Origin of the sequence: Streptomyces sp. R302 (assembly GCF_012927245.1) — a bacterium.
In the GTDB taxonomy this organism is placed as follows: Bacteria; Actinomycetota; Actinomycetes; order Streptomycetales; family Streptomycetaceae; genus Streptomyces.
Genome location: NZ_JABBGE010000015.1, coordinates 96,761 through 122,415 on the forward strand (window position 1 = coordinate 96,761; position 25,655 = coordinate 122,415).

Annotated in this window: 28 protein-coding genes and 1 pseudogene; 15 read left to right on the forward strand and 14 right to left on the reverse strand. The window is 72.7% G+C overall.

The window, feature by feature from the left end; translation table 11 throughout:
- Positions 1 to 159: a hypothetical protein gene (locus HHL19_RS34395; protein ID WP_169094241.1), complete on the reverse strand. Its 159-nt coding sequence runs from the start codon at positions 157 to 159 to the stop codon at positions 1 to 3.
- Between the two features lie 199 nt (positions 160 to 358).
- Between HHL19_RS34395 and HHL19_RS37940 the strand changes: the two are divergent.
- From HHL19_RS37940 to HHL19_RS34420, 5 genes and pseudogenes are all read left to right on the forward strand, one after another.
- Positions 359 to 532, forward strand: a pseudogene (locus tag HHL19_RS37940) (winged helix-turn-helix domain-containing protein); the annotation flags it as partial.
- A 78-nt stretch (positions 533 to 610) separates the two neighbouring features.
- The gene (locus HHL19_RS34405; RefSeq protein WP_169094373.1) at positions 611 to 1,063 is read left to right on the forward strand and encodes a nucleoside deaminase; all 453 of its coding nucleotides are present in this window, start codon (positions 611 to 613) and stop codon (positions 1,061 to 1,063) included.
- A complete protein-coding gene (locus HHL19_RS34410) occupies positions 1,056 to 1,964 on the forward strand; it encodes an isopenicillin N synthase family oxygenase (RefSeq protein ID WP_169094317.1) in 909 nt (302 codons plus the stop codon). Before HHL19_RS34405 ends, HHL19_RS34410 begins: the two co-directional genes overlap by 8 nt.
- Positions 1,965 to 2,069: 105 nt before the next feature.
- On the forward strand, positions 2,070 to 4,130 hold the full coding sequence (locus HHL19_RS34415; protein ID WP_169094318.1) for a hypothetical protein: 2,061 nt from the start codon (positions 2,070 to 2,072) through the stop codon (positions 4,128 to 4,130).
- A gap of 4 nt (positions 4,131 to 4,134) precedes the next feature.
- Positions 4,135 to 5,667 carry a hypothetical protein gene (locus tag HHL19_RS34420; protein ID WP_169094319.1) on the forward strand — a complete coding sequence of 511 codons (1,533 nt, stop codon included), beginning with the start codon at positions 4,135 to 4,137 and terminating at the stop codon, positions 5,665 to 5,667.
- Positions 5,668 to 5,679: 12 nt separating this feature from the next.
- On the opposite strand, the gene HHL19_RS34425 is transcribed toward HHL19_RS34420, so the two are convergent.
- From HHL19_RS34425 to hemL, 8 genes are all read right to left on the reverse strand, one after another.
- Positions 5,680 to 6,207 carry an SRPBCC family protein gene (locus HHL19_RS34425; RefSeq protein ID WP_169094320.1) on the reverse strand — a complete coding sequence of 176 codons (528 nt, stop codon included), beginning with the start codon at positions 6,205 to 6,207 and terminating at the stop codon, positions 5,680 to 5,682.
- A 53-nt stretch (positions 6,208 to 6,260) separates the two neighbouring features.
- Complete coding sequence (gene ccsB / locus HHL19_RS34430; protein ID WP_169094321.1) at positions 6,261 to 7,337, reverse strand: c-type cytochrome biogenesis protein CcsB; 1,077 nt, start codon at positions 7,335 to 7,337, stop codon at positions 6,261 to 6,263.
- Positions 7,334 to 9,040 (reverse strand): cytochrome c biogenesis protein ResB, encoded by a 1,707-nt coding sequence (locus HHL19_RS34435; RefSeq protein WP_240982056.1) that lies wholly within the window; start codon positions 9,038 to 9,040, stop codon positions 7,334 to 7,336. Before HHL19_RS34435 ends, ccsB begins: the two co-directional genes overlap by 4 nt.
- 18 nt (positions 9,041 to 9,058) lie before the next feature.
- Positions 9,059 to 9,796 carry a cytochrome c biogenesis protein CcdA gene (locus tag HHL19_RS34440; RefSeq protein WP_169094323.1) on the reverse strand — a complete coding sequence of 246 codons (738 nt, stop codon included), beginning with the start codon at positions 9,794 to 9,796 and terminating at the stop codon, positions 9,059 to 9,061.
- Between the two features lie 4 nt (positions 9,797 to 9,800).
- On the reverse strand, positions 9,801 to 10,415 hold the full coding sequence (locus tag HHL19_RS34445) for a TlpA disulfide reductase family protein (RefSeq protein WP_169094324.1): 615 nt from the start codon (positions 10,413 to 10,415) through the stop codon (positions 9,801 to 9,803).
- Positions 10,416 to 10,492: 77 nt separating this feature from the next.
- A complete protein-coding gene (locus HHL19_RS34450) occupies positions 10,493 to 11,749 on the reverse strand; it encodes a hypothetical protein (RefSeq protein WP_169094325.1) in 1,257 nt (418 codons plus the stop codon).
- A gap of 206 nt (positions 11,750 to 11,955) precedes the next feature.
- Positions 11,956 to 12,657 (reverse strand): histidine phosphatase family protein, encoded by a 702-nt coding sequence (locus HHL19_RS34455; RefSeq protein ID WP_169094326.1) that lies wholly within the window; start codon positions 12,655 to 12,657, stop codon positions 11,956 to 11,958.
- Positions 12,654 to 13,961: a glutamate-1-semialdehyde 2,1-aminomutase gene (gene hemL, locus HHL19_RS34460; RefSeq protein ID WP_346768565.1), complete on the reverse strand. Its 1,308-nt coding sequence runs from the start codon at positions 13,959 to 13,961 to the stop codon at positions 12,654 to 12,656. Before hemL ends, HHL19_RS34455 begins: the two co-directional genes overlap by 4 nt.
- Positions 13,962 to 14,227: 266 nt before the next feature.
- Here hemL and HHL19_RS34465 point away from each other — a divergent pair, with 266 nt between their 5' ends.
- Together HHL19_RS34465 and HHL19_RS34470 are read left to right on the forward strand one after the other, a co-directional pair.
- Positions 14,228 to 14,827, forward strand: coding sequence for a hypothetical protein (locus HHL19_RS34465; RefSeq protein WP_169094327.1), 600 nt, complete (start codon positions 14,228 to 14,230; stop codon positions 14,825 to 14,827).
- 201 nt (positions 14,828 to 15,028) lie between these two features.
- Positions 15,029 to 15,454 carry a MerR family transcriptional regulator gene (locus HHL19_RS34470; RefSeq protein WP_169094375.1) on the forward strand — a complete coding sequence of 142 codons (426 nt, stop codon included), beginning with the start codon at positions 15,029 to 15,031 and terminating at the stop codon, positions 15,452 to 15,454.
- A gap of 52 nt (positions 15,455 to 15,506) precedes the next feature.
- On the opposite strand, the gene HHL19_RS34475 is transcribed toward HHL19_RS34470, so the two are convergent.
- On the reverse strand, positions 15,507 to 16,376 hold the full coding sequence (locus tag HHL19_RS34475) for an ABC transporter substrate-binding protein (RefSeq protein ID WP_206325830.1): 870 nt from the start codon (positions 16,374 to 16,376) through the stop codon (positions 15,507 to 15,509).
- A gap of 167 nt (positions 16,377 to 16,543) precedes the next feature.
- Here HHL19_RS34475 and HHL19_RS34480 point away from each other — a divergent pair, with 167 nt between their 5' ends.
- Complete coding sequence (locus tag HHL19_RS34480) at positions 16,544 to 16,786, forward strand: hypothetical protein (RefSeq protein ID WP_206325831.1); 243 nt, start codon at positions 16,544 to 16,546, stop codon at positions 16,784 to 16,786.
- Positions 16,787 to 16,830: 44 nt separating this feature from the next.
- Positions 16,831 to 17,403 carry a GNAT family N-acetyltransferase gene (locus tag HHL19_RS34485; RefSeq protein ID WP_169094328.1) on the forward strand — a complete coding sequence of 191 codons (573 nt, stop codon included), beginning with the start codon at positions 16,831 to 16,833 and terminating at the stop codon, positions 17,401 to 17,403.
- On the opposite strand, the gene HHL19_RS34490 is transcribed toward HHL19_RS34485, so the two are convergent.
- Positions 17,387 to 17,827 (reverse strand): GNAT family N-acetyltransferase, encoded by a 441-nt coding sequence (locus tag HHL19_RS34490; RefSeq protein WP_169094329.1) that lies wholly within the window; start codon positions 17,825 to 17,827, stop codon positions 17,387 to 17,389. The genes HHL19_RS34485 and HHL19_RS34490 overlap by 17 nt on opposite strands.
- A gap of 422 nt (positions 17,828 to 18,249) precedes the next feature.
- On the opposite strand from HHL19_RS34490, the gene HHL19_RS34495 reads away from it, so the two are divergent.
- The gene (locus tag HHL19_RS34495) at positions 18,250 to 18,984 is read left to right on the forward strand and encodes a Mut7-C RNAse domain-containing protein (RefSeq protein ID WP_169094330.1); all 735 of its coding nucleotides are present in this window, start codon (positions 18,250 to 18,252) and stop codon (positions 18,982 to 18,984) included.
- A gap of 33 nt (positions 18,985 to 19,017) precedes the next feature.
- Here the strand turns inward: HHL19_RS34495 and HHL19_RS34500 are convergent, their stop codons facing one another.
- On the reverse strand, positions 19,018 to 19,578 hold the full coding sequence (locus tag HHL19_RS34500) for a TetR family transcriptional regulator (protein WP_169094331.1): 561 nt from the start codon (positions 19,576 to 19,578) through the stop codon (positions 19,018 to 19,020).
- Positions 19,579 to 19,680: 102 nt separating this feature from the next.
- Here HHL19_RS34500 and HHL19_RS34505 point away from each other — a divergent pair, with 102 nt between their 5' ends.
- Positions 19,681 to 21,132: an FAD-dependent oxidoreductase gene (locus HHL19_RS34505; protein WP_169094332.1), complete on the forward strand. Its 1,452-nt coding sequence runs from the start codon at positions 19,681 to 19,683 to the stop codon at positions 21,130 to 21,132.
- Positions 21,133 to 21,158: 26 nt separating this feature from the next.
- On the opposite strand, the gene HHL19_RS34510 is transcribed toward HHL19_RS34505, so the two are convergent.
- Positions 21,159 to 21,650, reverse strand: a complete 492-nt coding sequence (locus tag HHL19_RS34510) for a hypothetical protein (protein WP_169094333.1) — start codon at positions 21,648 to 21,650, stop codon at positions 21,159 to 21,161.
- A gap of 77 nt (positions 21,651 to 21,727) precedes the next feature.
- On the opposite strand from HHL19_RS34510, the gene HHL19_RS34515 reads away from it, so the two are divergent.
- The 3 genes from HHL19_RS34515 (at position 21,728) to HHL19_RS34525 (ending at position 23,220) form a co-directional block, all read left to right on the forward strand.
- The gene (locus HHL19_RS34515) at positions 21,728 to 22,063 is read left to right on the forward strand and encodes a YnfA family protein (protein ID WP_169094334.1); all 336 of its coding nucleotides are present in this window, start codon (positions 21,728 to 21,730) and stop codon (positions 22,061 to 22,063) included.
- A gap of 55 nt (positions 22,064 to 22,118) precedes the next feature.
- Positions 22,119 to 22,874 (forward strand): SDR family NAD(P)-dependent oxidoreductase, encoded by a 756-nt coding sequence (locus HHL19_RS34520; RefSeq protein ID WP_169094335.1) that lies wholly within the window; start codon positions 22,119 to 22,121, stop codon positions 22,872 to 22,874.
- A 178-nt stretch (positions 22,875 to 23,052) separates the two neighbouring features.
- Positions 23,053 to 23,220, forward strand: coding sequence for a hypothetical protein (locus HHL19_RS34525; RefSeq protein ID WP_206325832.1), 168 nt, complete (start codon positions 23,053 to 23,055; stop codon positions 23,218 to 23,220).
- Between the two features lie 42 nt (positions 23,221 to 23,262).
- On the opposite strand, the gene HHL19_RS34530 is transcribed toward HHL19_RS34525, so the two are convergent.
- Positions 23,263 to 24,456 carry an RtcB family protein gene (locus HHL19_RS34530; protein ID WP_169094336.1) on the reverse strand — a complete coding sequence of 398 codons (1,194 nt, stop codon included), beginning with the start codon at positions 24,454 to 24,456 and terminating at the stop codon, positions 23,263 to 23,265.
- A gap of 174 nt (positions 24,457 to 24,630) precedes the next feature.
- Here HHL19_RS34530 and HHL19_RS34535 point away from each other — a divergent pair, with 174 nt between their 5' ends.
- The gene (locus HHL19_RS34535; RefSeq protein WP_169094337.1) at positions 24,631 to 25,557 is read left to right on the forward strand and encodes a DUF3558 domain-containing protein; all 927 of its coding nucleotides are present in this window, start codon (positions 24,631 to 24,633) and stop codon (positions 25,555 to 25,557) included.
- Positions 25,558 to 25,655: the final 98 nt, after the last annotated feature.

Sequence of the window (25,655 nt, forward strand, 5' to 3'; positions counted from 1 at the left end):
TCATCGGGTGGCCCCGGCGTGGATGTTCCGGCGGTCGACGTCGACGCCGACCGTGGCCAGCCACAACGTCCACCGGCGCCGCCGTTGCGCCGCCGGCGTGAGCGTCCAGAGGAGGAGCGGGAGGAAGGGGATCAGGGTGTGCGCGATAAGGTTCCGCACGTCATCAACTCCGTTGGCAGTTGGTGGCCATGCCCCGGGGCCGGTAGGACGGTCGCCGGGGTCTTGCACGTGCCCACACGATAGTCCGCGCTACACATTGCTACATAGTGACGTAGCTAGATCCATCCGAACGTGGCTTTGTATGACTATCTAGTGTTGACGTATGAGTCTTGACCCGCAGTCGGGACGCCCGCTGTACATGCAGCTGGCTGACGTGATCGCAGCGAAGATCGCGGCCGGGGAGTACGCGCCCGACCGTATGGTTCCCGCACCGACTCGCCTCGCGGAGGAGTACGGCATCGCCGTACTGACCGCCCGTCGTGCCGTGCGTCAGCTCGCCGAGCACGGGCTGGTCTACACCGTGCCCGGTAAGGGCTCCTACGTCACGCCCGCCGTCGGGGTGACCGCCACCCCAGGTGATCCGGGCACCGCTCCGGGGAAAGCTCCCCGCATGGACCAGGAGCAGGCGCGCCGGTGGCTCGTCGCCGCTCTCGACGAGGCGCGGGCCGGGCGGGACGAGGGCGGGGTGCCGATCGGTGCCGCGCTCTACGGGGCCGACGGCGCGCTGCTCGGGCGGGGGCGGAATCGGCGGGTGCAGGACGGGGATCCTTCCGCGCACGCGGAGACCGCCGCGTTCCGGGACGCCGGGCGGCAGCGCTCGTACCGGGGGACGACGATGGTGACGACGCTGTCGCCGTGCTGGTACTGCTCCGGGCTCGTGCGGCAGTTCGGGATCTCGCGGGTGGTCGTCGGGGAGGACCGGACCTTCCGCGGCGGGCAGGAGTGGCTCGCCGCGCACGGGGTCGAGGTCCTCGTGCTCGACGATCCCGAGTGCGTCGAGCTGATGCGCACCTTCGTCGCCGCCCACCCCGCCCTGTGGAACGAGGACATCGGTCATGGGTGAAGCCCGGCTCCCCACCATCGATCTCGCCCGCGACCCCGGCCCGCAGCTCCCCGCCGTCGACCGGGCGCTGCGCGAGGCCGGTTTCCTGCTGGTCAGCGGGCATGGGGTCGATCCGGGGATCCGGAACGACATCCGGGAGAGCGCTCGGGCCTTCTTCCACCTCCCCGCCGCCGTCAAGGAGCCGTACGCCGTGCGGGTCGGGGGGCGGGGGTGGCTCGGGCCGGGGGCGGAGGCGAACGGGTACGCGGAGGGGACCGCGACCCCGCCCGACCTGAAGGAGTCGCTGTCCTTCGCCGCCGAGGAGCCGACCGGGGATCCCGCCGTGGACGCCGAGTGGTTCCTGCCGAACCTCTGGCCCGCCGAGGTGCCGGAGCTGAAACCGCTGGTGGAGGCGTATCTCGGGCAGATGAAGGCGCTGTCGGACCGGGTGCTCGACCTGCTCGGGGTGGCGCTCGGCGAGGAGCGGGACTTCTTCACGCGGCACACCGGGCACCCCACCTTCGGGTTCAACATCAACTGGTATCCGGGGCAGGAACGGACCGGACCGCCCGAGCCGGGGCAGTTCCGGATCGGGCCGCACACCGACTTCGGGACCGTGACCGTCCTCGACCGGCAGGCCGGCAAGGGCGGGCTGCAGGTCTTCACCGACGCCGACGGCTGGCAGGACGCGCCGTACGACCCCGCCTCCTTCACCGTCAACATCGGGGATCTGATGGCGAGTTGGACGGATGGGCGGTGGCGGTCCGGTCGGCATCGGGTGCTGCCGCCGCCGGGCGACGCGCCCGCGGAGGAGCTGATGTCACTGGTGTACTTCTACGAGTGCACCCCCGGCACCACGATCCACGGCATCGAGTCCCACCGGTATCTGCGGGCGCAGCTCGACGCGATCGCCACGGACTGACGACACTTCAGCAACAGTCCCGAAAAGGCTTTCCGGCCCTCTCCTGTTCCCAACACGCCGTCGTTATCCTGGAGTTCACGGAGTTCACTGCGACGGGGGTGGCGGGTGGACAGAGAGCTGTACGGCCGCGAGGCGGTCCTGGATCCTCGCGGACTGGCGGCGCGGCTCATCGGGCTCGGGCCGTACGGCCAGGGGCGGGTGCCCTTCGAGCACGGCGACGATCCGCCGGTCACGGTCTTCACCGGCGGGCGCGGCATGGGCAAGACCGTGCTGCTCAAGGAGGTCCGCAACCGCTACCGCGACTTCACCCCGCTCGCCCTGCTCGACTGCGCCCGGATCGAGGAGCCGGCCGATCACGGGGCCGGCTGGTCCCCGGTCACCGGCGCGCTCGCGGAGCTGTCCGTGCAGCTCGGGCGGAAGACCGACGCCGTCAGAGCCGTACCGTTTCCGCGGCTTGCGCTCGGGCTCGTCGCCGTCACCTCGGTGGGCTGGACCCGGGAGGACGACGAGCGGGCCCGCCGCGACCTGTTACGCCTCGGGCCGCTGCTCGCCACCGTCGACGCCGGGCGCGCGGCCGCCGCCGCCTGGGTCGGCCGGGTGCTCGCCAAGCTCGCCGGCACCGCCGCCGAGGCCGGCGCCCCCTTCGCCGGGCTCGTCGCCGAGGCCACCGTCGAGACGGTCGTCGAGGAGTTCTTCAGCCGCTTCAAGAAGGCGCCCGAGGAGTGGTTCGGCGGCTACCGCAACGCCGGCGGGCGCGGGCGCGCCGGACTCCAGCAGCTCGCCGTCGACTTCGCGCAGGGCGGGCCGCGCCGCGAGGAGGCCGAGGCCTTCCTCGTCCTCACCCTCACCGAGGACCTGCTCCGCGCCTACACCGGGCTGCGCCGCGGCAGCCGCGTCGGCAGGCCCCTGATCCTCCTCGACAACGCCCAGGAGGCCGTGGGCCGCGCCCTGGTCGAACCGATTCTGCGGGCCCGCTCGGACGGCCGCCGCGACCACACCGTCGTCCTCGCCGCCTCCCGGCTGCGCGAGCACGAGGTACTGCGCCACGCCACCCGCACCCGGCTGCCCGAGACCGCCCACCAGGCGCCCTGCCCGCGCACCGGCCGCGTCGGCTCCGGCCTCCTCGCCGTCGAGCTGACCCCGCTCACCCCCACCCAGACCCGCGCCGCCTTCGACCGCCACGACCCGGCCGGCAGCGCCCCCGCCACCCTCTCCCGGGCCGTCCACCGGCTCACCGGCGGCCGGCCGCTCGGCGTCGACCTGCTCGCCCGCGCCGCCGGCGAGACCCCGCCCGCCGCCCGCCGCGCCCTCACCCCGGCCCGGCTCCTCGACCTCACCGTGGAGCTCCGCGAGGACTCCGCGCCGGTGCCCGTCGCCGCCGCCCTCCTCGCCGCCCTGCTGCCGGTGCCCAGACCGGGGCCGTACGCGGTCCTCGCCGCCGCCCACGACGAGGACTCGGCCCGCCGCCTCGCCCAGGCCCGGCTCGCCGCCGAGTCCCTCGACGGCGACGTCGCCCTCCGCGTCCGCGACCGGCTCCGCGCCGAGCACTGGACCGACCACCCCGGCCACTTCGTCGGCGACCCGCTGCTGCGCTCCCTGCTCCTGCACCGGCTCCGCTTCGAGGACGCCGACCCCCCGCAGTACTCCGCCTGGCGGGCCGTCCACGAGACCCTCCGCCGCCACTACGGGCCCCAGCCGGGCCCGCACCGGCTCCACCACGACCTGGCGCTCGGCGACACCGCCGAGGCCGTCGCCCACCTCCGGCTCACCTTCCCGGGACCCGACGTCCTCGGCTGGCTCGGCGTGCTCCGGTTCGTCGCCGCCGCCCCCTACCCGCGCGAGCGGGGCCGCACCGGGCCCGACCCGCGGCGGGCCGTCGCCCTCGGCCAGGAGCCCGACCCGGCGCTGCCCGACGGCCTCGGCCCCGACGCCGCCGAACTGCACCTCTCCGTACGGCGGCTGCTGCACGCCGTATGGCTGCTCACCGATCCGCTCGCGCTGCCCGACGAGGAGGTCGCCCACCGGCTCGCGTACGAGCTGCGCCGGCTCTCCGGCCGTCACCTCACCGGCAGCGGTCCACTGTGGGACGCGGCCGGGCACTGGCCGCGGGACATCCGCGCCTGGCGGGAGCTGTCGCTGCCGCCGGGGCGCGAGGACGGAGTCTGACGCGATGTTCGACCGGCTGCGCCGCCGCTTCTTCTGGACGCCCCGGCAGAAGCTCCTCACCGTGCTCCTCGCGACCGCCCTCGTCGCCGGCCTCGGCGGCTGGGGCCTGGTGAGGCTCCTCCAACCGGAGGACCGTTCCTGCGCCGCGGGCGTGGAACGGCCCGCCGACAGCGCGGAGTGCGTCGGCGTCAACGGGGACGGCCACGCCTTCGGCGTCCCCGCCCTCGCCGCCATCACCGGCGCCATCGGGCGCGAGAACGCCACCCTCAAGGCCGGCGAGTACGCCACCGTCGCCGTCCTGCTCCCGATCACCGCCACCGACCCCGGCACCCAGGAGAAGATCCTCCGCGAACTCCAGGGCGCGTACGCCTATCAGTACCGGGCCAACCACGAGTCCAACAGCGAGACCCCGAAGATCCGGCTCGTCCTCGCCAACACCGGCAACAAGAACGCCCACTGGCGCACGGTCGTCGACCGGCTCACCGCCATGACCGGCGCCCCCGACCGGCTCCGCGCCGTCTCCGGCGTCGCCACCTCCTCCGCCGAGGTACGGGAGGCGGTCACCACCCTCACCGGCGCGGGGATCGCCGTCGTCGGCACCACCATCACCGCCGACGACCTCGCCAACGGCCCCGGCCGCGACCGCTTCCCCGGCCTCGCCCGGGTCTCCCCCACCAACAGCGACGAGGCCCGGGCCCTCGCCGACTTCGGCCGGGTCGACGCGGCCCGCGCGATCCTCGTCCAGGACTCCCGCACCGGCGACCACTACGTCGACACCCTGCGGACCGCCTTCGCCGAGTCCCTCAAGGGCGCCCCCTACGAGCCGCAGCTCTACACCTCGCCGAAGGACAACACCGAGGAGGGCACCACCGCCAACACCTTCCGCCAGATCACCCACCTGATCTGCGACACCCGCGCCGAGACCGTCTTCTTCGCCGGCCGCCACACCCAGCTGCGCCAGTTCATCAACGCGCTCGGCTCCCGCGGCTGCGCCGACCGCGCCTTCACCGTCCTGACCGGCGACGAGGGCTCGTACCTCGGCGCCGACAAGAAGCTGAACCGCGCCGCCCTCGGCAAGAAGCTGACCGTCCGGTACGCGGCGCTCGCCCACCCCGATGCCTGGAAGCCCGCACCGGGGCGGCCGGTGCCGACGACCGGCGGCTCGGTCGTCGCCTTCGACACCTTCCTCACCGACATCGCCCGCGCCGACCCCAAGCCGATACCGCTCCGCGACGGGCAGGCGATCATCGCGTACGACGCGATGGCGACGGCCGTCCACGCCATCCGCCAGGCCACCCCGGCGAACGCCCCCTACCCGGAGCTCGCCGACGTCGGCACCCAGTGGCCGCAGGTCAAGGGCTCGCTGCGGGTCCAGGGCGCGAGCGGCTGGATCTGCCTCGACAACCACGGCAACCCGTACAACAAGGCCGTCCCCATCGTGGAGCTCGCCGCCGACGGCACCCAGCGCTTCGTCCAGACCGCCTGGCCGGAGGGCGAACCCCCGACGACGAGCTGCCTGCCGCCGAAGAAGGGGTGAGTCCCGCGGTCCCTACGGCACCCACTTGGGCCAGGGCGCCGCGTCCCGCGCGTACAGCTCCCGCAGCTCGCTCCAGCGCCCGGTCGTCCACTGCCGCCAGTCCGTCGGACGGCCGTCCAGCGCGTCCCGCAGCCGCTCGAAGTGGTCGTGCCAGCCGGCCAGGCAGTCGAGCAGCAGGTCCCGGTCGCCGCGGAACTCGTTGGTGAAACGCAGCACGGTCGACGCCCCGCCGGCGTCCGGTTCCAGATGGAACCGGATCCGTCCGTGCGGGGCGCCGACCGTGTACTCGGCCACGTGGTCCGGGTCCCAGGCGGTCACCCGCCCGGAGACCTCGGTGTCGCCGTTCAGCCAGCGGAGGACGACCTTCCCGCCCAGCCTCGGCTCCAGCGGGTCCGCCGCGCAGAGCCAGGAGGGCAGCCCCTCCGGCGAGGCGACCTTCTCCCACACCGCCGCCTGCGGGTGCGGCAGCTCGATCACGTACCGCAGCAGGTGCGTGTCGCCGTCGTGGGTCTCGCTCCTGCCCCGGGGTATCTCGCTCATACCTCCAGCGTGGCCCCGGGAAGGGACGCGTGCCAGCTCAGACGCCGGCGTGCTCAGACTCCGGCGTAGGAGTGCTTGCTGCTGACGAAGATGTTCACGCCGTAGTAGTTGAAGAGGAAGCAGCCGAAGGCGACGAGCGCGATGTACGCGGCCTTGCGCCCCTTCCAGCCAGCCGTGGCCCGCGCGTGCAGGTAGGCGGCGTAACCGACCCACGTGATGAAGGACCAGACCTCCTTGGCGTCCCAGCCCCAGTAGCGGCCCCACGCGTCGCCGGCCCAGATGGCGCCCGCGATGATCGTGAAGGTCCAGAGCGGGAAGACGGCGGCGTTGACCCGGTAGGAGAACTTGTCGAGGGAGGCCGCGGAGGGCAGCCGCTCCAGGACGGAGCGGGCGAAGCCGCTCGGCGTGCCGCCGTTCGCGAGCTTGTTCTCGTACGAGTCGCGGACGAGGTACATCAGGGTGGCGACGGCGCCGAGGTAGAAGACGGCGCCGCAGAAGATCGCGGTGGAGACGTGGATCCACAGCCAGTACGAGTCGAGCGCCGGCACCAGCTGGTCGCTCTCGGTGTACAGCCAGGTGGTGGCGACGCCCAGGTCGAGCAGGACCGTGGTCACCAGCGGCAGGCCGATCCAGCGGACGTTCTTCCCGGCGAGCAGGAAGGCCAGGTAGGTGCCGACCGCCACCGTGGAGAAGGTGGTGGAGAACTCGTACATGTTGCCCCAGGGGGCGCGCTGCACGGCGATCGCGCGGGAGACCACGCCCGCCGCCTCGATCAGGAAGGCGAGGGTGGTGAGCGAGACGGCGATGCGGCCGTACAGGTCGCCCTTGACGGTGCCGCCGGCCGCGCCGGGGCCGTCGGGGACGTCGCGGGCGCCGGCGGCGGCCCGGGTGACGACCTTGGGCCGGTCCAGGACGGTGGTGCCCCCGGCCGCCTTGACCTGCACGGACACGGTGGCCTTGGTCTCCGGCTGGGTGAGCGCGGCGGCGGTGCGGCCGACCTTGCTGCGGCTGCCGAACACCCACTCGGCGATGTGGGCGAGGAAGGCCAGGGTGTAGACGGCCATCGAGGAGTAGACGAGCGTGTTGCTCATCTGCGCCAGGCTCTCGTTGGTCTCGGCGGCGAGGATCACTTCTCAGCCCCTTCGGACTTCGCAGCAGGGTCTTGTGTGGATTCGGGTTCCGGTGCGGCGGGTTCGGGCGCCGGGGGCGCCGTGGCGGTGAGCGCGACCGCGAGGTCGGCGAGCTCCTCGGGCAGCTTGGCGGACTCGCTGCGGCCGAGGCCCGCCATCTCGACGACGGTCGTGCCGTCCTCGCCGCGGACGGCGCGGACCCAGATCCGGCGCCGCTGGATGAAGAGCGAGCCGGTGAGTCCGGCGATCGCGGCGATCGCGCCGGCGAGGGCGAGGCCGTTACCGGGCTGCTGGGAGACCTGGAAGCTCGCCCACTCCTTGATCTCCTTCTCGAAGGTGATCGAGCCGGCGCCGTCGGGCAGCGTCATGGTCTCGCCGGGCAGCATCCGCTTGGCGACCCCGGTGCCCTCGTCGATCTTGTACTGGGTCATCTTGGAGAGGTCCAGCTGGTACACGTTCTGCGGCAGGCCGGAGTTGACGCGCAGGTCGCCGTGGTAGCCGGAGAGGGCCATGGCGGGGAAGTCGAGCGCGGGGAACTGGGAGAACATGTCGCCCTTCCCGTCTCCGGCGAAGGTCGGCACGAAGAACGCGTTGAAGCCCAGCTGCTCCGGCTCGCCGTTCTTGTCGCGGTAGCCGTCCATCACCTTGATCGCGCCGCGGGAGGTGAGGTTGTTGTCGAGGGGCAGCAGCGGGACCGCACCGCGGAAGACGGTCTTCCCCCGGCCGTCCTTGACGGTGACGACCGGCGCGTAGCCGTGGGCGATCAGATAGACCTTGGAGTCGCCGACCTTCAGCGGCTCGTTGACCCGGATGACCGCCTTCTCGTCCTTGCCGTCGCCCCGCGTGTAGGTGACGGCCGCCTCGAAGGTGCGGGGGGTGCCGCGCTGCGGGCCGCTCTTCTCGTACGTACCGGTGAAGCTGTCCAGGGTGAAGCTGAACGGTTCCAGCTCGTCGACGCCGAACCAGGAGCCGGCCTTGAAGTCGTCGTACTGGGTGAGCGTGTTGGAGAAGCCGTCGCCCTCGACGACCAGCTTGCCGCCCTCGGACTTGAGGAGCTGGCCCCAGGCGAAGGCCACCAGCATCACGATCAGCGCGAGGTGGAAGAGGAGGTTGCCGACCTCCCGGAGGTAGCCCTTCTCGGCGGCGACCGCGTCACCGGCCTCACGGGCCCGGAAGCGGCGGCCCTTGAGGACGGCGAGGGCCGCCTCGCGGACCTCCTCGGGGTCCGCCTCGGTGCGCCAGGTGGTGTACGCGGGGAGGCGGGTGAGCCGCTTGGGGGCGCCCGGCGGCAGGCCGCGGAGCTGGCCGACGAACTGCCAGGTGCGCGGGACGATGCAGCCGATGAGGGAGACGAAGAGCAGGATGTAGATCGCGGAGAACCACACCGAGCTGTAGACGTCGAAGAGCTGGAGCTTCTCGTACAGCGGCGTGAGGGTCTCGTGCGCCTTCTTGAAGTCGGCGACCTTCATCTCGTCCGCGCTGGTCTGCGGGATGAGGGAGCCGGGGACGGCGCCGAGGGAGAGCAGGAAGAGCAGGATCAGCGCCACCCGCATGGAGGTGAGCTGGCGCCAGAACCAGCGGATCCAGCCGACGACCCCGAGGGTGGGGCCGCCGATCGCCTCCTCCCGGGGGGCGGTGGAGAGGTCGGCGCCCGCGGTGTCAGCCGTATCCGCCGTATCCGCCGTATCCGCCGTGTCGGTCATGTCGCTCTTGCTCATGGATCAGATTCCCACCGTGAAACCGCTGGACCAGCCCTGCATCGTGGAGACCATGCTGTCCCAGACGCCTGTGAGGAGGAGGACACCGGTGACGATCATCATGCCGCCGCCGACCCTCATGACCCACACGTAGTGCTTCTTGACCCAGCCGAACGCGCCGAGCGCCTTGCGGAAGGCGATGGCGGCGAGGACGAAGGGGACGCCGAGGCCGAGGCAGTACGCGAGGGCCAGTATGGCCCCGCGTCCGGCGCTGGCCTGTTCGAGGGCGAGCGCGTTGACCGAGGCGAGCGTCGGGCCGATGCACGGGGTCCAGCCGATGCCGAAGAGCGCGCCGAGGACCGGGGCTCCGACGAGGCCGGCGACGGGCTTCCGGTGGAAGCGGAACTCGCGCTGGGTGAACCAGGGCATCAGGCCGGCGAAGAAGAGCCCCATGACGATCATGAAGATGCCGAGGATCGTGCTCAGCGCGGAGCTGTACTCCTGGAGCGTGGCGCCGAAGTAGCCGAAGAGGGCGCCGCCGGAGACGAAGACGGCGGTGAAGCCGAGGACGAAGAGGAGGGCGCCGGCGGTCATCCGGCCGCGGCGGCTCTCGGCGAGGTCGGTGCCGGAGACGCCGGTGACGTACGAGAGGTAGCCGGGGACGAGCGGGAGCACGCACGGCGAGAAGAAGGAGACCAGGCCGGCCAGGAGGGCGACGGGCACGGCGAGCAGGAGGGCTCCGCTGGTGACGGTCTCGTTCACCGGCTCACTTCTCCTTGAGAAGCGGGTCGATCATGGACCGCAGCTTGGCCTCGTCGACGGCCATGAGCGCGCGGGCGGCGATCTTGCCCTCCTTGTCGAGCACGACGGTGGAGGGGATGCCCTTGGGGCTGAGGGTGCCCTTGGGGAAGCCGAAGAGGATCAGCTTGCCGTCCCGGTCGTAGAGGCTCGGGTAGGGGATCTTGTACTCGTCCTCGAAGGCGAGCGCCTGCTGCTTGTTGGCGTCGCGGGTGTTGAGGCCGACGAAGGCGACGTCCTCGCCCTTCAGGTCGGTGGCGGCCTTGGCGAAGTGCGGGGCCTCGGCGCGGCAGGGGCCGCACCAGGAGCCCCACACGTTGAGGACGACGACCTTGCCCTTGAGCTCGGCGACGTCGAGCTTCTCGCCCTCCAGGGTCTCGCCGGCGATCTGGTTGATCCCGGTGCGCTCGCCCCTGGGGACGGTGGAGATGCCGCCCTTGCTGGTGACGAAGTTGGTGTTGCCGCCACCGGAGGTGCCGTTGTCGTCGCCACCGCAGGCGGAGAGCGCGAGGGCGGCGGACAGCGCGCCGACGGCGGCGAGGGCGCGTCGGGAGGCAGGACGGAGGCCACGGCTAAGGCTCATGTGAAAAGTTTCGCATGGGCGTTTGGGGGATCTTGGGCACCCCCCTACGTGCCCGTAACGCCCCTTGTCAAGATCGCCTAAGCGGCTTTGAGATAGCCGGCCCATCCGCCGGCCGGCTTCTGGCCCACGTCGAGGGTACGCAGCCGGGCCAGGATCGCCGGGTCCTGGACGTCCATCCAGTCGGTGAACTGGCGGAACGACACCAGCCGCACGTCCTTCTTGCCGGCCATCGTCTTGAGCGCCTCCTCGACGGCGTCCATGTAGATGCCGCCGTTCCACTGCTCGAAGTGGTTGCCGACGAAGAAGGGGGCGCGGTTGGACTCGTACGCGCGCGTGAAGCCGGCGATCAGCGCGTCGGTGGCCTGCTTGCGCCAGCCGGGATAGCGGGAGGGCATGCCCTTGGTCGAGTTCTTCGACTGGTTGGCGAGGATGTTGTAGTCCATGGAGAGGACCTCGAAGGAGTGCCCGGGGAAGGGCACGGCCTGGAGCGGGAAGTCCCAGATGCCCTTGCGCTTGACGGGCCAGGTCTGGCGGCCGCCGGGGGAGCTGGCGTCGTAGCGCCAGCCGAGGCGCTTGGCGGTGGGCAGCAGGTTGTCCTGGCCGAGGAGGCAGGGGGTGCGGCCGCCGACGAGCTCCTTGGAGTAGTCGAAGGGCAGCGGGTCGAGGTCGGTCCAGCCGCTGTTGGTCTTCCACTCGGTGACGAACTTCATGGCCTGGTCGATCTCGCTCTGCCACTGGGCCGGGGTCCAGTTGCCGACGGAGCCGGAGCCGCCGCAGAAGTGGCCGTTGAAGTGGGTGCCGATCTCGTGTCCGTCGAGCCAGGCCTGGCGGACGTTCTTGAGGGTGTCCTTGATGTGCTCGTCGGTGAGGTAGCCGATGTCGGAGGCGCCGACGCGGTTGTTCGGCGGGCGGTAGAGGTTCTTCTTGGACTCGGGCAGCAGGTAGATGCCGGAGAGGAAGAAGGTCATGGCCGCGTCGTGGTTGCGGGCCAGTTCGAGGAAGCGGGGGAAGAGGCCGTTGCCGACCTCGCCGGCGCCGTCCCAGGAGAAGACCACGAACTGCGGCGGGGTCTGGCCGGGTTCGAGCGGGACGGGGGCGTCGGGCTGGTGGGGCTGCTTGCCGGTGTCGGCGGTGGAACCGTCGCCGATGAGCCGGGCGTCGTCCTTGGTCGGGGCGGGGGTGGTGGCGTCGCCGCCGGTCGCGGGGGCGCCGCCCTTGTCCGGTCCGGAACTTCCCTTGCCGCCCTGCCCCTTGTCATTGCACCCGGCGATCCCGACCGCGGCCGCCGCTCCGACACCCGCCCCGAGAAGGCCCCTTCGACTGATCCCGCGCATGTCATCCCCATTCGCGCTGTTGCGTGACCGAAACATCATCCAAACCGACAATGAGTGAGATGCAGGGAGGAACACGGAGGTTCCGGTCAATCGCACAAAAATTTCAGGGCGGCCGGAGAGAAACCTCTCTCCGGCCGCCCTGACGATGTCACCTCGACGATGTCGCTTTGACGATGTCTCGTCAAGAAGGTGGGGGTGGGTGCGGGCTACGCCCCGAAGGCCTTCTGCTTGCCCTTCACCGGCTTGGCGCCGGCCCGCAGGTGCACCGGGACCAGGTCGATCGCCGGCTCGCTGTACCCGACCGAGACGATCCGGTCGCCCTTGTACGTGAACGAGGTCAGCGAGGCCAGCGTGCACTGCCGGCGCCGCGGGTCGTGCCACAGCCGGCGCCGCTCCACGAAGGACCGCACGATCCAGATCGGCAGCTGGTGACTGACCAGCACCGCCTCGTGCCCGCGCGCCGCGTCCTTCGCCGCGTCCAGCGCGCCCATCATCCGCACGACCTGCTCGATGTACGGCTCGCCCCAGGACGGCTGGAACGGGTTCGTGAGGTGCTTCCAGTTCGCCGGGCGGCGCAGCGCCCCGTCACCGACGCCGAAGGTCTTGCCCTCGAAGACGTTCGCCGCCTCGATGAGCCGCTCGTCGGTCGCCAGGTCCAGGCCGTGCGACGCGGCGATCGGGGCGGCCGTCTCCTGCGCCCGCTCCAGCGGGGAGGCGACGACATGGGTGATGTCCCGCTCGGCCAGCGACTCGGCCACCCGGTCGGCCATCCGCCGGCCCAGCTCGGACAGGTGGTAGCCGGCCCGGCGCCCGTACAGCACGCCGTCCGGGTTGTGCACCTCGCCGTGGCGCATGAGATGGACGACGGTGATGTCCTCCGCGCCCTTCACGTCCTCGCTCGCGCTCATGCCGTGGCCTCCGCGGCGGCGCGGGCGGCGGCGGGCAGCGCCGCCGCGATCCGCTCGATCGCGCGCTCGTCGTGCGCGGCGGAGACGAACCAGGACTCGAAGGCCGACGGCGGCAGGTAGACGCCGTCCGCGAGCATCGAGTGGAAGAAGGCGTTGAAGCGGAACGCCTCCTGCTTCTTCGCCTCGTCGTAGTTCCGCACCTCGTCGGCGGTGAAGAAGACCGAGAACATGTTGGACGCGGTCTGCAGCCGGTGCGCCACGCCCTCCTTGGCGAGCGCGCCGGTGACCAGGCCCTGGATCTCCTTCGAGACCGCGTTCACCTTCTCGTACGCGGCCTCGTCGAGCAGCCGCAGCTGCGCGAGCCCGGCGGCGGTGGCGATCGGGTTACCGGAGAGCGTGCCCGCCTGGTAGACCGGGCCGGCCGGGGCGAGGTGCGCCATGACGTCGGCGCGGCCGCCGAAGGCCGCGGCCGGGAAGCCGCCGCCCATGACCTTGCCGAAGGTCAGCAGGTCGGCCTTGACGCCGTCCACGCCGTACCAGCCGGCGCGGCTGGTACGGAAGCCGGTCATGACCTCGTCGGAGATGTACAGCGCGCCGTTCTCCCGGCACAGGTCCGCGAGCCCCTGGTTAAAGCCGGGCAGCGGCGGGACGACGCCCATGTTGCCCGGCGACGCCTCGGTGATCACACAGGCGATCTCGCCCGGGTGCGCGGCGAACGCGGCCCGCACGGCCTCCAGGTCGTTGTACGGCAGCACGATCGTGTCGCCGGCCTGGGCGCCGGTCACGCCGGGCGTGTCGGGCAGGCCGAGGGTGGCGACGCCGGAGCCGGCGGCGGCGAGCAGCGCGTCCACGTGCCCGTGGTAGCAGCCCGCGAACTTGACGACCTTCGCGCGTCCGGTGAACCCGCGGGCGAGCCGGATCGCGGACATCGTCGCCTCGGTGCCGGAGGAGACCAGGCGCACCTGCTCGACCGGCTCGACGCGGGCCACGATCTCCTCGGCGAGCGCCACCTCGCCCTCGCCGGGCGTGCCGAAGGAGGTGCCGCGGGCCACCGCGGCCTGCACGGCGGCGGTCACCTCGGGGTGCGCGTGGCCGAGAATCATCGGCCCCCAGGAGCAGACGAGGTCGACGTACTCGCGACCGTCCGCATCCGTGAGGTACGGACCGGTACCGGACACCATGAACCGGGGCGTACCGCCCACAGCCCGGAAGGCCCGCACCGGTGAGTTCACGCCGCCGGGCGTCACAAGGGACGCGCGGTCGAAAAGCGTCTGTGAGACTGGGGCTTCGTATGAATACGACACAACGATCCTGACCTGCGAGTACGACGTCTGGTACGGAGGGACGGTGTGGGCACCCTGTGCGTCACGCCGGGGCGGCCTGCCGCCGCGTCTGCGAAACTGTGGCGGCAGGGACCTCATGGGGTTGGCTCACGGAACCATGGTGTCAGAGGCGGCGGCGTTTCTTGCGGACAGGTGTTTCACCGCAGTGACGCGGGGGAGGTCACTGACACGATGATCGGGTTGCGCGGCGGGGTCGTGTTGCCGAGAAAAAGCAGTCGGGTGGAGATATGCATCGCGGTGGCGGACCGGGCGAGGGGACGGACGACCTGGGTCCGGAGCCTGTCCGGCGGGGGAGGCACCGGCGCCGGCGGGCGGAGGACCCCGCCGCGCCGGACGATCGCGCGTCCCCCGAGCAGCCCGCGGCGGACCCGCCCCTCGGGAGCCGCAGCTTGGCGGTGACCTACAAGTACTTCGGCGCGCCCGACGGCGCCACGGCGGCCCGCGTCCCGATCTCGATGCGCCCGGAGGAGCTCGGCGGCGACGAGCTGGGCATGGGCGGCATGTTCTCCAAGATCAAGCCCGAGACGATAGCGGCGATGGTCCTCACCGGTATCCAGGGCCTGCCGCTGCACAAGGTCCCCCCGCTGGAACTGGTCGTCCTGCACCCCGACTACGCGGTGGTGAAGCTCCCGACGACCGTGGTCGACCCGCTGCGCGCGATCGGCGAGGAGTCGGTCGGCGCCGCCGCCTTCATCTGGTCCACCGTCCCCGACCGCGGCGGCCCGCGCGACGCCTTCGACGTCTACCAGCTCCTCCACGAGTGGCAGGACTTCTCCGTCCGCCTCCACGACGCCGGCCACCAGCCGTACTGCCTGGTCTGGCCCTGACGGCTGGCTCTCTCCGCGTTTCCGACCGCCATAGCGCCCGAAATTAGGACGAATCGGATCTAATGCATGGAGGTTGGTTCCCAGGCGCCGTACGAGGAGGACCCTGTCGTGACCCGAGTGACCGGCTTCAGCGGAATGACCGGAGCGATTGGAGCGACGGGAGCGACCGGAGCGACGGGAGTGCGTCCGGCCGCGGCCCGCATGCCCGGGGCGCGGACCGCCGCGGGCGAGCCCCTGCAGATCTCCGAGGTCGCCGCCCGCACCGAGCTCCCCCTGCGCACCATCCGGCAGTACGAGGACAAGGGCCTGGTCGTCCCCTCGACCGCCTCCCCGGGCGGCTTCCCCCTCTACACGGACGCCGACGTGGCCCGGCTGATGGTGATCCGCCGCATGCAGTCGCTCGGCTTCGGCCTCGACGAGACCAGTGAGCTCCTCACCTCGGTCGACCGCCTCGCCGCCGACCTCCCCGGCACGGACGGCGAACTCGAACCGGCCGAACGCGAGCTCCTGCTCGCCCGCGTCCGCCGCTACGAGGAGGCCGCCGCCGCCCGCGTCGCCGACCTCCGCCTCCAGCTGACCCGCGCCGAGGAATTCGCCGCCTCCCTCCGCTCCCGCCTCACCTCCTGACACCTCCCGGTCTCCTGGGGCGGACACCGACGCCGGGAAGCGGGGGCAGGGCTCAGGTGCGCGGCGTCTCCGCGAGGGCCTGGGCCACGGCGTGGAAGAAACGGGCGTAGGCGGCCGGGCTCGGCGGGGTCTCGGGGTTCCACGGCAGCAGCCGCGCGCCGGCCGGCAACCGCCCCGGCCCCTCGGGCCGGCTCGCGTGCGCCCGACTGTCGTACAGGACCAGCGCCGGGGCGAGGTCGAGGGCCCGCTCCCAGCCGGTGGTCAGCCAGTTTGCGCCCGGCCCCGGCCCCGGGTCGAGCAGCCGGACCCCGAGCCCGGCAAGCCGCGCCAGCTCCGGCCACGCCTCCGGACGCGCCAGGTGCACCTGCTCGGCGCCGCCCCCGGAGAGCGCCAGCACCCCGCACCCGGTCCCGGCCGCCGCGGCCGCCTCCCGCACCGCCTCCTCCGCCTCCGCGGGCACCCCCGCCCCGTCGGCCCCGTGGTCCGGCGCCCCGAGCGCCGCCCCCAGCTCCCCGAACCGCCCGATGATCGCCGGCAGACCCGGGTCGTCGCCGACGGACAGCGCCACCAGCGGCACCCCCAGCCGCCCCAGGAGCTCCTCGTCCACGGCGTACGGGCTCTTCCCGTCGTACGTGACGTCCACCACCAGCTCCGGCCGCAGCTCCCGCAGCCGCTCCTCGGCCAGCGCCCGCCCCGGCCCCAGGTACGGCACCCCGGCCGCCGCGAGCCCGCCGTCCTTCGCCGGGTCCGGCGCCGTCCCGTCGTGCCCGGAGCCGTACACCGCGACCGGCGTCACCCCCAGGTCCAGGAGGGCCGCCCCGGCCCGTACGTAGGCGAGCACCCGCGTCGGCCTCGCCGCCGCCCCCGCCTCGACTCCCCGGTCGTCCGTGAAACCCCATCCGCGCACACCAGTTCCGGACATGCGGCTGCTCCCTCCCGGCCGGAATCTGCCTCCGCCGCCACCTTCGAACGGTTCCCCGTCCGGCACAAGAGGGCCTCCCTGAGCGCGCCGCCACCCTGTCGAAAGTCCCCCACTGTGGTGCTGACTGAACAGATCGGGAGAAAGCAGGAGGAATCGTCTGTGCCGCCGTGCCCGGCCAGTTCTCCGACCCCCGTGGCCACCCCCTCACCCTCTTCGCCGTGCTCGCGGTCGCGTCGGGCGTGTGGCTGGTGACGGGCCTGCGCGCCCGCGCGCGCCGGACCCGCTCACTGACGCCGATGGACCGCGTCCGGCACCCGCAGGAGACCGTGCCGCTGACCCCGGCGGAGGAGCTCGCCTTCGGCCGGGTCGTCTCCCGCCTCTCCCTCGCCTCCTCCGGCCGCCTGCGCTGACGGCGTACGGCCCGCCTGTCGGTGCCGTGCCGTACGGTGCGCCCATGACCGAACCCTCCGCGCTCCCCGGCCCGTCCGCGACGACCGGGACCGGCGCCGCGTCCGTACGCCTCGAAGCCTGGTCCGAGGAGGACGCCGGGCTGTTGCGGGCGCTGAACGCGCCGGAGCTGATGGAGCACCTCGGCGGGCCGGAGACCGAGGAGCAGCTGGTCCGCCGCCACCGTCGGTACGTGGACCTGAGCGCGGACACCACGGGCGCGGGCCGGATGTTCCGGATCGTGCTGCTGCCGGAGGAGCGGGTCGCCGGCAGCATCGGCTTCTGGACGTCGGAGTGGCGGGGCGAGCCGGTGTACGAGACGGGCTGGACGGTCCTGCCGGGCCTCCAGGGCCGCGGCGTCGCGACCCTGGCCACGCGCGCGGTCGCGGAGCGGGCCCGGGCCGCGGGGCTCCACCGGTACCTCCTCGCCTTCCCGTCGGTGGCGAACGCCGCGTCGAACGCGGTGTGCCGCAAGGCCGGGTTCGAGCTGCTCGGCGAGGAGGACTTCGAGTACCCGCCGGGCCGCCCGATGCGCTGCCAGGCCTGGCGGCTCGACCTGGCGGCTACCGCGGGTCGGTGAGCGGCCGGACGAAGTGGAAGGCCACGATGTCGAAGCGCTCGCGCAGGTAGAAGCGGTGGGCGTCGGTGCGCTGGGTGCCGGAGTCGAGGTTGAGCTCGTGGCAGCCGGCGGCGCGGGCGTGGCCGTCCAGGTGGGCGATGAGGGCGTGGCCGACGCCGGTGGAGCGGACGTCGGAGGCGGTCACCAGGTCGTCGACGTACAGCTGGCTGATCGAGCTGGTGTTGAAGACGAGGCGCCAGCCGGCGGCGCCGACGCACCGGCCGTCGTCGTCGTAGGCGGCCGTGAAGCGCAGTCCCTGCGCGTGGCCGCGCGCGTAGACGTCCCGGAAGAGGGCGGGCGTGAGGTGCGGGCGCAGTTCGAGGAGGACCGGCAGGAGGTCGCTCTCCAGACGCGGGTCGCCGGGCTCAAGGTCGATGATCTTCATGCGGGGACGGTAACCCAGCCCCCGACACCCTGTCGTGGCCCTGGCCGCCCCGCCCTCGGGGCCGGGCCCGCTCCGGCCGGGGCTCCGCCCGGGGCTCCGCTCGGGGCGGCTCTGCTCGGGAGTCTGCTCGGGGCGCCGGACACGGCACCGGACACGACTCCGGTCGCAGCACCGGACACGACTCCGGCCACGGCACCGGCCACGGCACCAGTCACGGCACCAGTCACGACTCCGGTCACGGCACCGGCCACGACACCAGTCACGGCACCGGCCACGACTCCGGCCACGGCACCAGTCACGGCACCGGCCACGACTCCAGCCACGGCACCAGTCGCCGCTCCGGTCACGGCACCGGTCGCCGCACGGCGCCGCGGCCCGGAAATCCCTGGCCCGTCGTCCGCGCCCGGTGCGATCCTGTCCCCGTGAACGGACCGGAGATCCAGATCAGTTTCGCGCCCGGCCTCGCCGTCTTCGTCGCCCCCGAACGGCGCTCGGGGCGCACGGCCGTGGTGACCGACGGCGTCTCCTCGCTGGGCCACGTCGTCGAGTCCCTCGGCGTCCCGCTCACCGAGGCGGGCCGACTCCTGGTCGACGGCCGTCCGGTGGCCCCCGCGCACGTGCCCTCGGCCGGCGAGACCGTCGAGGTCGAGGACGTCGCCCGCCCCCAGCCGGTGCCCGGCGCGCCCCTCCGGTTCCTGCTCGACGTGCACCTGGGCACCCTGGCCCGGCGGCTGCGGCTGCTCGGCGTCGACGCCGCGTACGAGAACGAGGACATCGGCGACCCGGCGCTCGCCGCGCTCTCCGCGCAGGAGCGGCGGGTCATGCTCTCCCGCGACCGCGGGCTGCTGCGCCGCCGCGAGCTGTGGGCCGGCGCGTACGTGTACAGCGACCGGCCCGACGACCAGCTCCGTGACGTCCTGGAGCGGTTCGCGCCCGCGCTGGCGCCGTGGACCCGCTGCACCGCCTGCAACGGGCTGCTCACCGACACCGGCAAGGACGAGGTGCGCGAGCGGCTGGAGCGCGGCACCGAGAAGACGTACGACGTCTTCGCGCGGTGCGAGGAGTGCGACCGGGTGTACTGGCGGGGCGCGCACCACGCCCGCCTGGAGGCGATCGTCGACGAGGCGGTACGCGAGTTCGGCGCCGCCGCCTCGTAGGCACCGCCGCGGTTCAGGAGTCCCTCGGCGGCCTCAGGGCGTCTCGGCCGTGAGGTAGCGCTGCACGGTCGGCGCCAGCCAGGCCACCACCTCGTCCCGGCTCATCGCGACGGCCGGCGGGAAGCGGAGCACGTAGCGGGCGAGCGCCATGCCGAGGATCTGGGAGGCGACGAGCGCCGCCCGGGCCGGGGCCTCCTCGGGCTCCGGGCAGACGCCGAGGGTGACGGGGCCGAGCTGCGCCTCGAAGATCGCCTGCATGCGGGCGGCCCCGGCCTCGTTGGTGACGCAGACCCTGAGCAGTCCGGTGAGGACGTCGTCGCGCTCCCAGCGGTCGAGGAAGTGGTTCACGAGGACGGCCCCGATGTGCCGGGAGGGCAGTGCGCCCAGGGCGGGCAGGGCCAGGTCGATCTCGGAGGCGGCGGCGAAGAGCCCCTCCTTGTTCCCGAAGTAGCGCATCACCATCGAGGGGTCGATCCCCGCGTCGCGGGCGATGGCCCGGATCGTGGCGCGCTCGTACCCGTCGGCGGCGAAGCGCTCGCGGGCGGCCTCCAGGATCGCGGCCCGCGTGGTGTCGGAGCGGCGTGCGGTCGTCATGCCCACAACTGTAGGCCAACAGGTGTTGACACGTCACACGGGGTGGCCGTACCGTTGCCAACAAGCGTAGGCCAACAAGCGTTGACCCCCTCGGAGGCAGCCATGCGCACCACCGAAACCCACCCGGCCGACACCACCACCGAGCCCCTCGGCGCCGACGTCGTCGTCATCGGCGCCGGCCCCACCGGGCTGCTGCTCGCCGGCGACCTCGCCGCCGCCGGCCTCGACGTCACCCTCGTCGAGCGCCGCCCCGCCGGCCGCTCCAACCTCACCCGCGCCTTCGGCGTCCACGCCCGCACCCTGGAACTGCTCGACACCCGCGGCCTCGCCGACGCCCTGGAGGCCACCGGCACCCCGCTGAACCGCATGCGGCTCTTCGGCCACCTCTCCCTCGACCTCAGCGACCTTCCCTCCCGCTTCGACCACATCCTCATCACCCCCCAGTACGAGGTCGAGCGCCTCCTCGAACAGCGCGCGGTCGACGCCGGCGTCACCTTCCGCCACGACACCGCCCTCACCGCCCTCCACCAGGACGCCGACGGCGTCACCGCCGAACTCACCGGCCCCGACGGCACCCCCCGCACGCTCCGCACCCGCCACCTCGTCGGCACCGACGGCCACCGCAGCACCGTCCGCACCGCCCTCGGACTGCCCTTCCCCGGCACCAGCGTCATCCGCTCGATCGTCCTCGCCGACGTCCGCCTCACCGAGGAACCCGCCGCCTCCCTGACCGTCAACGGCACCGGGGACGCCTTCGTCTTCATCGCCCCCTTCGGCGACGGCTGGTACCGCGTCATGGGCTGGGACCGCACGCGCCAGGTCCCCGACAGCGAACCCGTCGACCTCGACGAGGTCCGCGACCTCGCCCGCCGCGCCCTCGGCACCGACCACGGCATGCACGACGCCCGCTGGATCTCCCGCTTCCACAGCGACGAGCGCCAGGTCCCCGCCTACCGCGTCGGCCGCGTCCTCCTCGCCGGGGACGCCGCCCACGTCCACTCCCCCGCAGGCGGCCAGGGCATGAACACCGGCCTCCAGGACGCCGCCAACCTCTCCTGGAAGCTCATCGCCGTCCACCGCGGCGAAGCCCCCGACCCCGAGGCCCTCCTCGACAGCTACCAGGCCGAGCGCCACCCCGTCGGCACCATGGTCCTGCGCAGCAGCGGCGCCATCGTCCGCCTCGCCATGGCCCACACCCCCGCCACCCGCGCGCTGCGCGCCGTCGCCACCACCGCCCTCAGCGTCGTGCGCCCCGCCTCCGCCAAGCTCCTCGGCATGATCAGCGGCCTCGGCATCGCCTACGCCCCCGCCCCCGGCGGCGGCCGCGCCTCCGGCCGGCGCGCCCCCGACGTCCGGCTCCGCGAGGGCCGGCTCCACGAGCTGCTCCGCGCGGGCGAGTTCGTCCTCGTCGCCCCCGAAGGCACCACCCCGGCCCTGCCGCCCTCCGCCCCGACCGGCGCGAACCGCGTCGTACGGGCCACCTGGACGGACCCCGCCCGCCGCACCGCGGTCCTCGTCCGCCCCGACGGATACGTGCACTGGAGCAGCCGATGAGCACCCCGGCACCCTCGACGGGCACCTCAGAAGACGTACGGGTCCCCGGTGGCGAGGACCAGCACCCGGTGCCGGTCGTTGAAGGAGTTCCGGTCGACCCCGCCGGCCCGCCAGGCCGTGCTCACGTCCACCGTCAGCTCCTGCGGCCGACCGGCGGCCCTCAGGTCCAGCGCCAGCTCACCCGCCGCCCCGCCGCCGGACAGCGCACCCGTCCGGCAGGACACCACCCGGGCGCTGCTCCACAGACACCCCGGCGGCAGCTCCTGACCGCCCGCCATGGGCGCGGAGAAGGCCAACCGGACGGTGGCGTCCGCGACGTCGGACGGCCCGTGGTTCTCCGTCACCAGCCACACCCCGACCCGCCCATCCCACAGCGAGACATGACCGTGGTGGGCGAGATCCGCCTCACCGGCCGCCTCACCGACCACGTCACCGGTCGCCCCGGCGGCCGTCCCGGCAGCCAGCACCACGAACGCCGCCAGCGCGGCCCCGAGCACACCCTTCGACATCACACGCATGACCCAAAAATACCCATAGATCATCCCATCTTCTGACAATCCGTCAGCCCGCGTGTCCCCCGTGACAACCTGAAGCCATGCAGATCGCCCGCTCCGTCGCCCTCTTCGCCGTCGCCGCCCTCTTCGAGATCGGCGGAGCCTGGCTCGTCTGGCAGGGAGTCCGCGAGCACCGCGGCTGGATCTGGATCGGCGGCGGAGTCCTCGCCCTCGGCCTCTACGGCTTCGTCGCCACCCTCCAGCCCGACGCCGACTTCGGCCGCATCCTCGCCGCCTACGGAGGCGTCTTCGTCGCCGGCTCCCTCGCCTGGGGCATGGTCGCCGACGGCTACCGCCCCGACCGCTGGGACGTCATCGGCGCCCTCGTCTGCCTCGCCGGCATGGCCGTGATCATGTACGCCCCCCGAGGCCGCTGACCCGCCGCCTATCCTGACCACACCGACCCGACCGCCTGTACGAGGAGCCTCCGCCATGTCCGCCCCCATCGCCGTCATCACCGGAGCGAGCAGCGGCATCGGCGCCGCCACGGCCCGGCAGCTGGCCGCCGCCGGCTACCGCGTGGTCCTCACCGCCCGCCGCAAGGACCGCATCGAGGCCCTCGCCGCCGAGATCAACGAGGCCGGCCACCAGGCCACCGCGTACGCCCTCGACGTCACCGACCGCGCCGCCGTCGACGAGTTCGCCACCGCCTTCCGCGCCCTCGCCGTCCTCGTCAACAACGCCGGCGGCGCCCTCGGCCTCGACCCCGTCGCCACCGGCGACCCCGAGGACTGGCGCCGCATGTACGACGTCAACGTCCTCGGCACCCTCCACATGACCCAGGCCCTGCTGCCCGCGCTCACCGCGAGCGGCGACGGCACCGTCGTCGTCCTCTCCTCCACCGCCGGCCACGGCACCTACGAGGGCGGCGCCGGCTACGTCGCCGCCAAGAACGGCGCCCGCGTCCTCGCCGAGACCCTCCGCCTGGAGATCGTCGGCACCCCCGTCCGCGTCATCGAGATCGCCCCCGGCCTGGTCAAGACCGAGGAGTTCGCCACCACCCGCTTCCGCGGCGACACCGACCGCGCCGCCAAGGTCTACGCCGGCGTGGCCGAGCCCCTCACCGCCGACGACGTCGCCGACACCATCACCTGGGCCTGCACCCGCCCCCCGCACGTCAACATCGACCTCCTGGTCGTCCGCCCCCGCGCCCAGGCCTCCAACACCAAGCTCCACCGCGAGCCGTAGACACGCACGGGTGATCTCCCCGCAAACCCGACCTGCCGTCGAAGACAACTCCATACAGAACGGCCCTCGACCGGGATTGCAGTCCCGGCCGAGGGCCTCGGTCGAACTCAACGCCCGAGACGCACACATCCTCCGCGCCGAACAGCACCACTCGGCCACCTGGACCCGGCCCACGGACATGAGGTTCGCGCCGCCCCGCCGCCGTTGGACCAGCCCGGAAGACCGTGAGCTGCTCCGGCTCGGTGATCCCGCAGCTGCGGCCATCGCCCTCGACCGCACCGAGCAGAGTTGCGCCATGCGCCTGTGGCGCCTGCGCTCCGGCCAGGTCGCGATGCCCGTCGGCTGAAGTGAGTCGCGGGGCGCCGTCGCCACGGCGTCCCGCGACCTTTCAGCCCTTCACGCAGATGACCTGCTTGAGCTTGGCGACGACCTCCACGAGGTCGGTCTGCTGCTCGATCACCTTCTCGATCGGCTTGTACGCGCCCGGGATCTCGTCCACGACGCCGGAGTCCTTGCGGCACTCCACACCCTGCGTCTGCTCCTCCAGATCCCGCGTCGTGAAGCGCTTCTTCGCCGCGTTCCGGCTCATCTTCCGGCCCGCGCCGTGCGAGGCCGAGTTGAACGAGGCCGCGTTGCCGAGGCCCTTCACGATGTACGAGCCGGTACCCATCGAGCCCGGGATGATGCCGAACTCCCCGGAGCCGGCCCGGATCGCGCCCTTACGGGTCACGAGCAGATCCATCCCCTCGTACCGCTCCTCCGCCACGTAGTTGTGGTGGCAGGAGATCACCGGCTCGAAGGTCACCTTCGCCTTCCGGAACTCCCTGCGGACGACCTCCTGGAAGAGCGCCATCATGATCGCACGGTTGTACTTCGCGTACTCCTGCGCCCAGAAGAGGTCGTGCCGGTAGGCCGCCATCTGCGGGGTCTCGGAGACGAAGACCGCGAGGTCCCGGTCGATCAGCCCCTGATTGTGCGGCAAGTGCTGTGCCACGCCGATGTGGTGCTCGGCGAGCTCCTTGCCGATGTTCCGCGAGCCCGAGTGCAGCATGAGCCACACCGAATCGGATGTATCGACGCAAAGCTCCACAAAGTGGTTGCCGGATCCGAGCGTCCCCATCTGCAACGCAGCCCGCTCCCTCCGGAACTTCACCGCGTCCGCCACCCCGTCGAACCGGGACCAGAAGTCGTTCCAGCCGGCCGTCGGGAACTGGTAGAGCCGCTTCGGGTCGACCTCGTCGCGGTGCATGCCCCGGCCGACCGGGATCGCCTGCTCGATCTTCGAGCGGAGACGGGAGAGGTCGGCGGGAAGGTCGTTCGCGGTCAGGGAGGTCTTCACCGCGGACATGCCGCAGCCGATGTCCACACCGACCGCGGCCGGGCAGACCGCGTCCTTCATGGCGATCACCGAACCGACCGTCGCGCCCTTGCCGTAATGCACGTCCGGCATGACCGCGAGGCCCTTGATCCACGGCAGCGTCGCCACATTGCGGAGCTGCTGCATCGCGCCGCCCTCCACCGTGGAAGGATCGGCCCACATCCGGATGGGTACCTGCGCACCCGGTACCTCTACATACGACATACTTCCTCGATTCCCCCGAAAAGCCTGATAACGCAAAAACCGGAGCCAAAGCCCGTAGAGGTGACGGCGGACCGGCATCAACGGCTGCGCGTGCGATAGACATTGTGTCCATCCGCCTTCACGGGGCGGCAAACAGTTTTCGGGAAAGACCTTGGGAGAAGGGAGCCTGGGACGGTGCAGCGAAAGAGGTACTCACCCGGCCGCGCCCCCGGCACCCTCCTCGGCCTCGGCGCCGGTCTCGGCGTCGTGCTCGGCGCCCTGACCGGCTGCTCGGCGGCCGGCACCGCCGAGGACGTCACGGTCGACGCGAAGGCCGGCGCCGCCGCCACTCCCGTCGCGCCCCCCGGCCGCTACCGCACCCTCTTCGAACCGTGCGGCGCCGTCCCCCAGGCCGCCCTGCGCGAGCTGCTCCCCGGGACCGTCGCCCTGTCCGACGCCGAGCGGGCCAAGGCGCTGCGCGGCACGGCGGCCGTCACGTACGACACCGACCGCCGCGTCGGCTGCACCTGGACCGCCGACGCCGCGGACGGCGGTTCGCACCGCCTGGTGCTCGACGTGGAGCGGGTGGTCTCGTACGACCCGACGGTGAGCGACGCCACGCGGGCGCAGGAGGTCTACACCCGCAAGCAGCTCGCGGCCGGGATCGCCGTACCGACGACCCCGCCCCCGACGCCCACCGCGCCGACCACCGGGCCGACCACCGCCCCGGCCACCGGGCCGACGACGGCCTCGCCCACATCGCGCACCTCGGGCGCCGCCACCACGGACCCGACCGCCACCCACGCGGCGGCGGCCGGCGCGGGCGCCACCCCCACCGGAGGAGCCACCACCGGCACCCCCTCCGCGCCGGCGACGACCGGCCTCGAGCCCCGGCTGCTCGGGGGACTCGGCGACATCGCCTTCGTCGGCGACGCCCTCGGTTCGACCGGCGGGGCCGGTCGCCAGCGGGTCGTGAGCGTGGTGTTCCGCACATCGAACGTCGTCGTGACGGTCGAGTACCGGCAGCGCACGACGGGCACGGCGCCGGCCCCGGACAGCAAGGAACTGCAGGACAGGGCGCAGAATCTGGCCCGCCTGCTGGCGGACCGGCTGGAGGAGTAGCCGGCCGGCGGGTGTCCCGCGCGCCCCCCGGGCGGCGGGGGGACCACGTAACGTGTCGGCGTACCCAGGGCCGCCAGGGCCGCCGGGGCCACCGACCG

What these genes read in the sequence shown, in the direction of transcription:
- HHL19_RS34530 (WP_169094336.1), bottom strand. Translation starts at nt 24,456, where the DNA reads ATGTCGTATGTAGAGGTACCGGGTGCGCAGGTACCCATCCGGATGTGG.
- HHL19_RS34470 (WP_169094375.1), top strand. Translation starts at nt 15,029, where the DNA reads ATGCCCGGGGCGCGGACCGCCGCGGGCGAGCCCCTGCAGATCTCCGAG.
- HHL19_RS34500 (WP_169094331.1), bottom strand. Translation starts at nt 19,578, where the DNA reads ATGACGACCGCACGCCGCTCCGACACCACGCGGGCCGCGATCCTGGAG.
- HHL19_RS34490 (WP_169094329.1), bottom strand. Translation starts at nt 17,827, where the DNA reads ATGAAGATCATCGACCTTGAGCCCGGCGACCCGCGTCTGGAGAGCGAC.
- HHL19_RS34520 (WP_169094335.1), top strand. Translation starts at nt 22,119, where the DNA reads ATGTCCGCCCCCATCGCCGTCATCACCGGAGCGAGCAGCGGCATCGGC.
- HHL19_RS34465 (WP_169094327.1), top strand. Translation starts at nt 14,228, where the DNA reads ATGCATCGCGGTGGCGGACCGGGCGAGGGGACGGACGACCTGGGTCCG.
- HHL19_RS34435 (WP_240982056.1), bottom strand. Translation starts at nt 9,040, where the DNA reads ATGACCGACACGGCGGATACGGCGGATACGGCGGATACGGCTGACACC.
- HHL19_RS34475 (WP_206325830.1), bottom strand. Translation starts at nt 16,376, where the DNA reads ATGTCCGGAACTGGTGTGCGCGGATGGGGTTTCACGGACGACCGGGGA.
- HHL19_RS34425 (WP_169094320.1), bottom strand. Translation starts at nt 6,207, where the DNA reads ATGAGCGAGATACCCCGGGGCAGGAGCGAGACCCACGACGGCGACACG.
- HHL19_RS34525 (WP_206325832.1), top strand. Translation starts at nt 23,053, where the DNA reads ATGAGGTTCGCGCCGCCCCGCCGCCGTTGGACCAGCCCGGAAGACCGT.
- HHL19_RS34450 (WP_169094325.1), bottom strand. Translation starts at nt 11,749, where the DNA reads ATGCGCGGGATCAGTCGAAGGGGCCTTCTCGGGGCGGGTGTCGGAGCG.
- HHL19_RS34410 (WP_169094317.1), top strand. Translation starts at nt 1,056, where the DNA reads ATGGGTGAAGCCCGGCTCCCCACCATCGATCTCGCCCGCGACCCCGGC.
- HHL19_RS34455 (WP_169094326.1), bottom strand. Translation starts at nt 12,657, where the DNA reads ATGAGCGCGAGCGAGGACGTGAAGGGCGCGGAGGACATCACCGTCGTC.
- HHL19_RS34405 (WP_169094373.1), top strand. Translation starts at nt 611, where the DNA reads ATGGACCAGGAGCAGGCGCGCCGGTGGCTCGTCGCCGCTCTCGACGAG.
- HHL19_RS34505 (WP_169094332.1), top strand. Translation starts at nt 19,681, where the DNA reads ATGCGCACCACCGAAACCCACCCGGCCGACACCACCACCGAGCCCCTC.
- HHL19_RS34445 (WP_169094324.1), bottom strand. Translation starts at nt 10,415, where the DNA reads ATGAGCCTTAGCCGTGGCCTCCGTCCTGCCTCCCGACGCGCCCTCGCC.
- HHL19_RS34515 (WP_169094334.1), top strand. Translation starts at nt 21,728, where the DNA reads ATGCAGATCGCCCGCTCCGTCGCCCTCTTCGCCGTCGCCGCCCTCTTC.
- HHL19_RS34485 (WP_169094328.1), top strand. Translation starts at nt 16,831, where the DNA reads ATGACCGAACCCTCCGCGCTCCCCGGCCCGTCCGCGACGACCGGGACC.
- HHL19_RS34510 (WP_169094333.1), bottom strand. Translation starts at nt 21,650, where the DNA reads ATGCGTGTGATGTCGAAGGGTGTGCTCGGGGCCGCGCTGGCGGCGTTC.
- HHL19_RS34420 (WP_169094319.1), top strand. Translation starts at nt 4,135, where the DNA reads ATGTTCGACCGGCTGCGCCGCCGCTTCTTCTGGACGCCCCGGCAGAAG.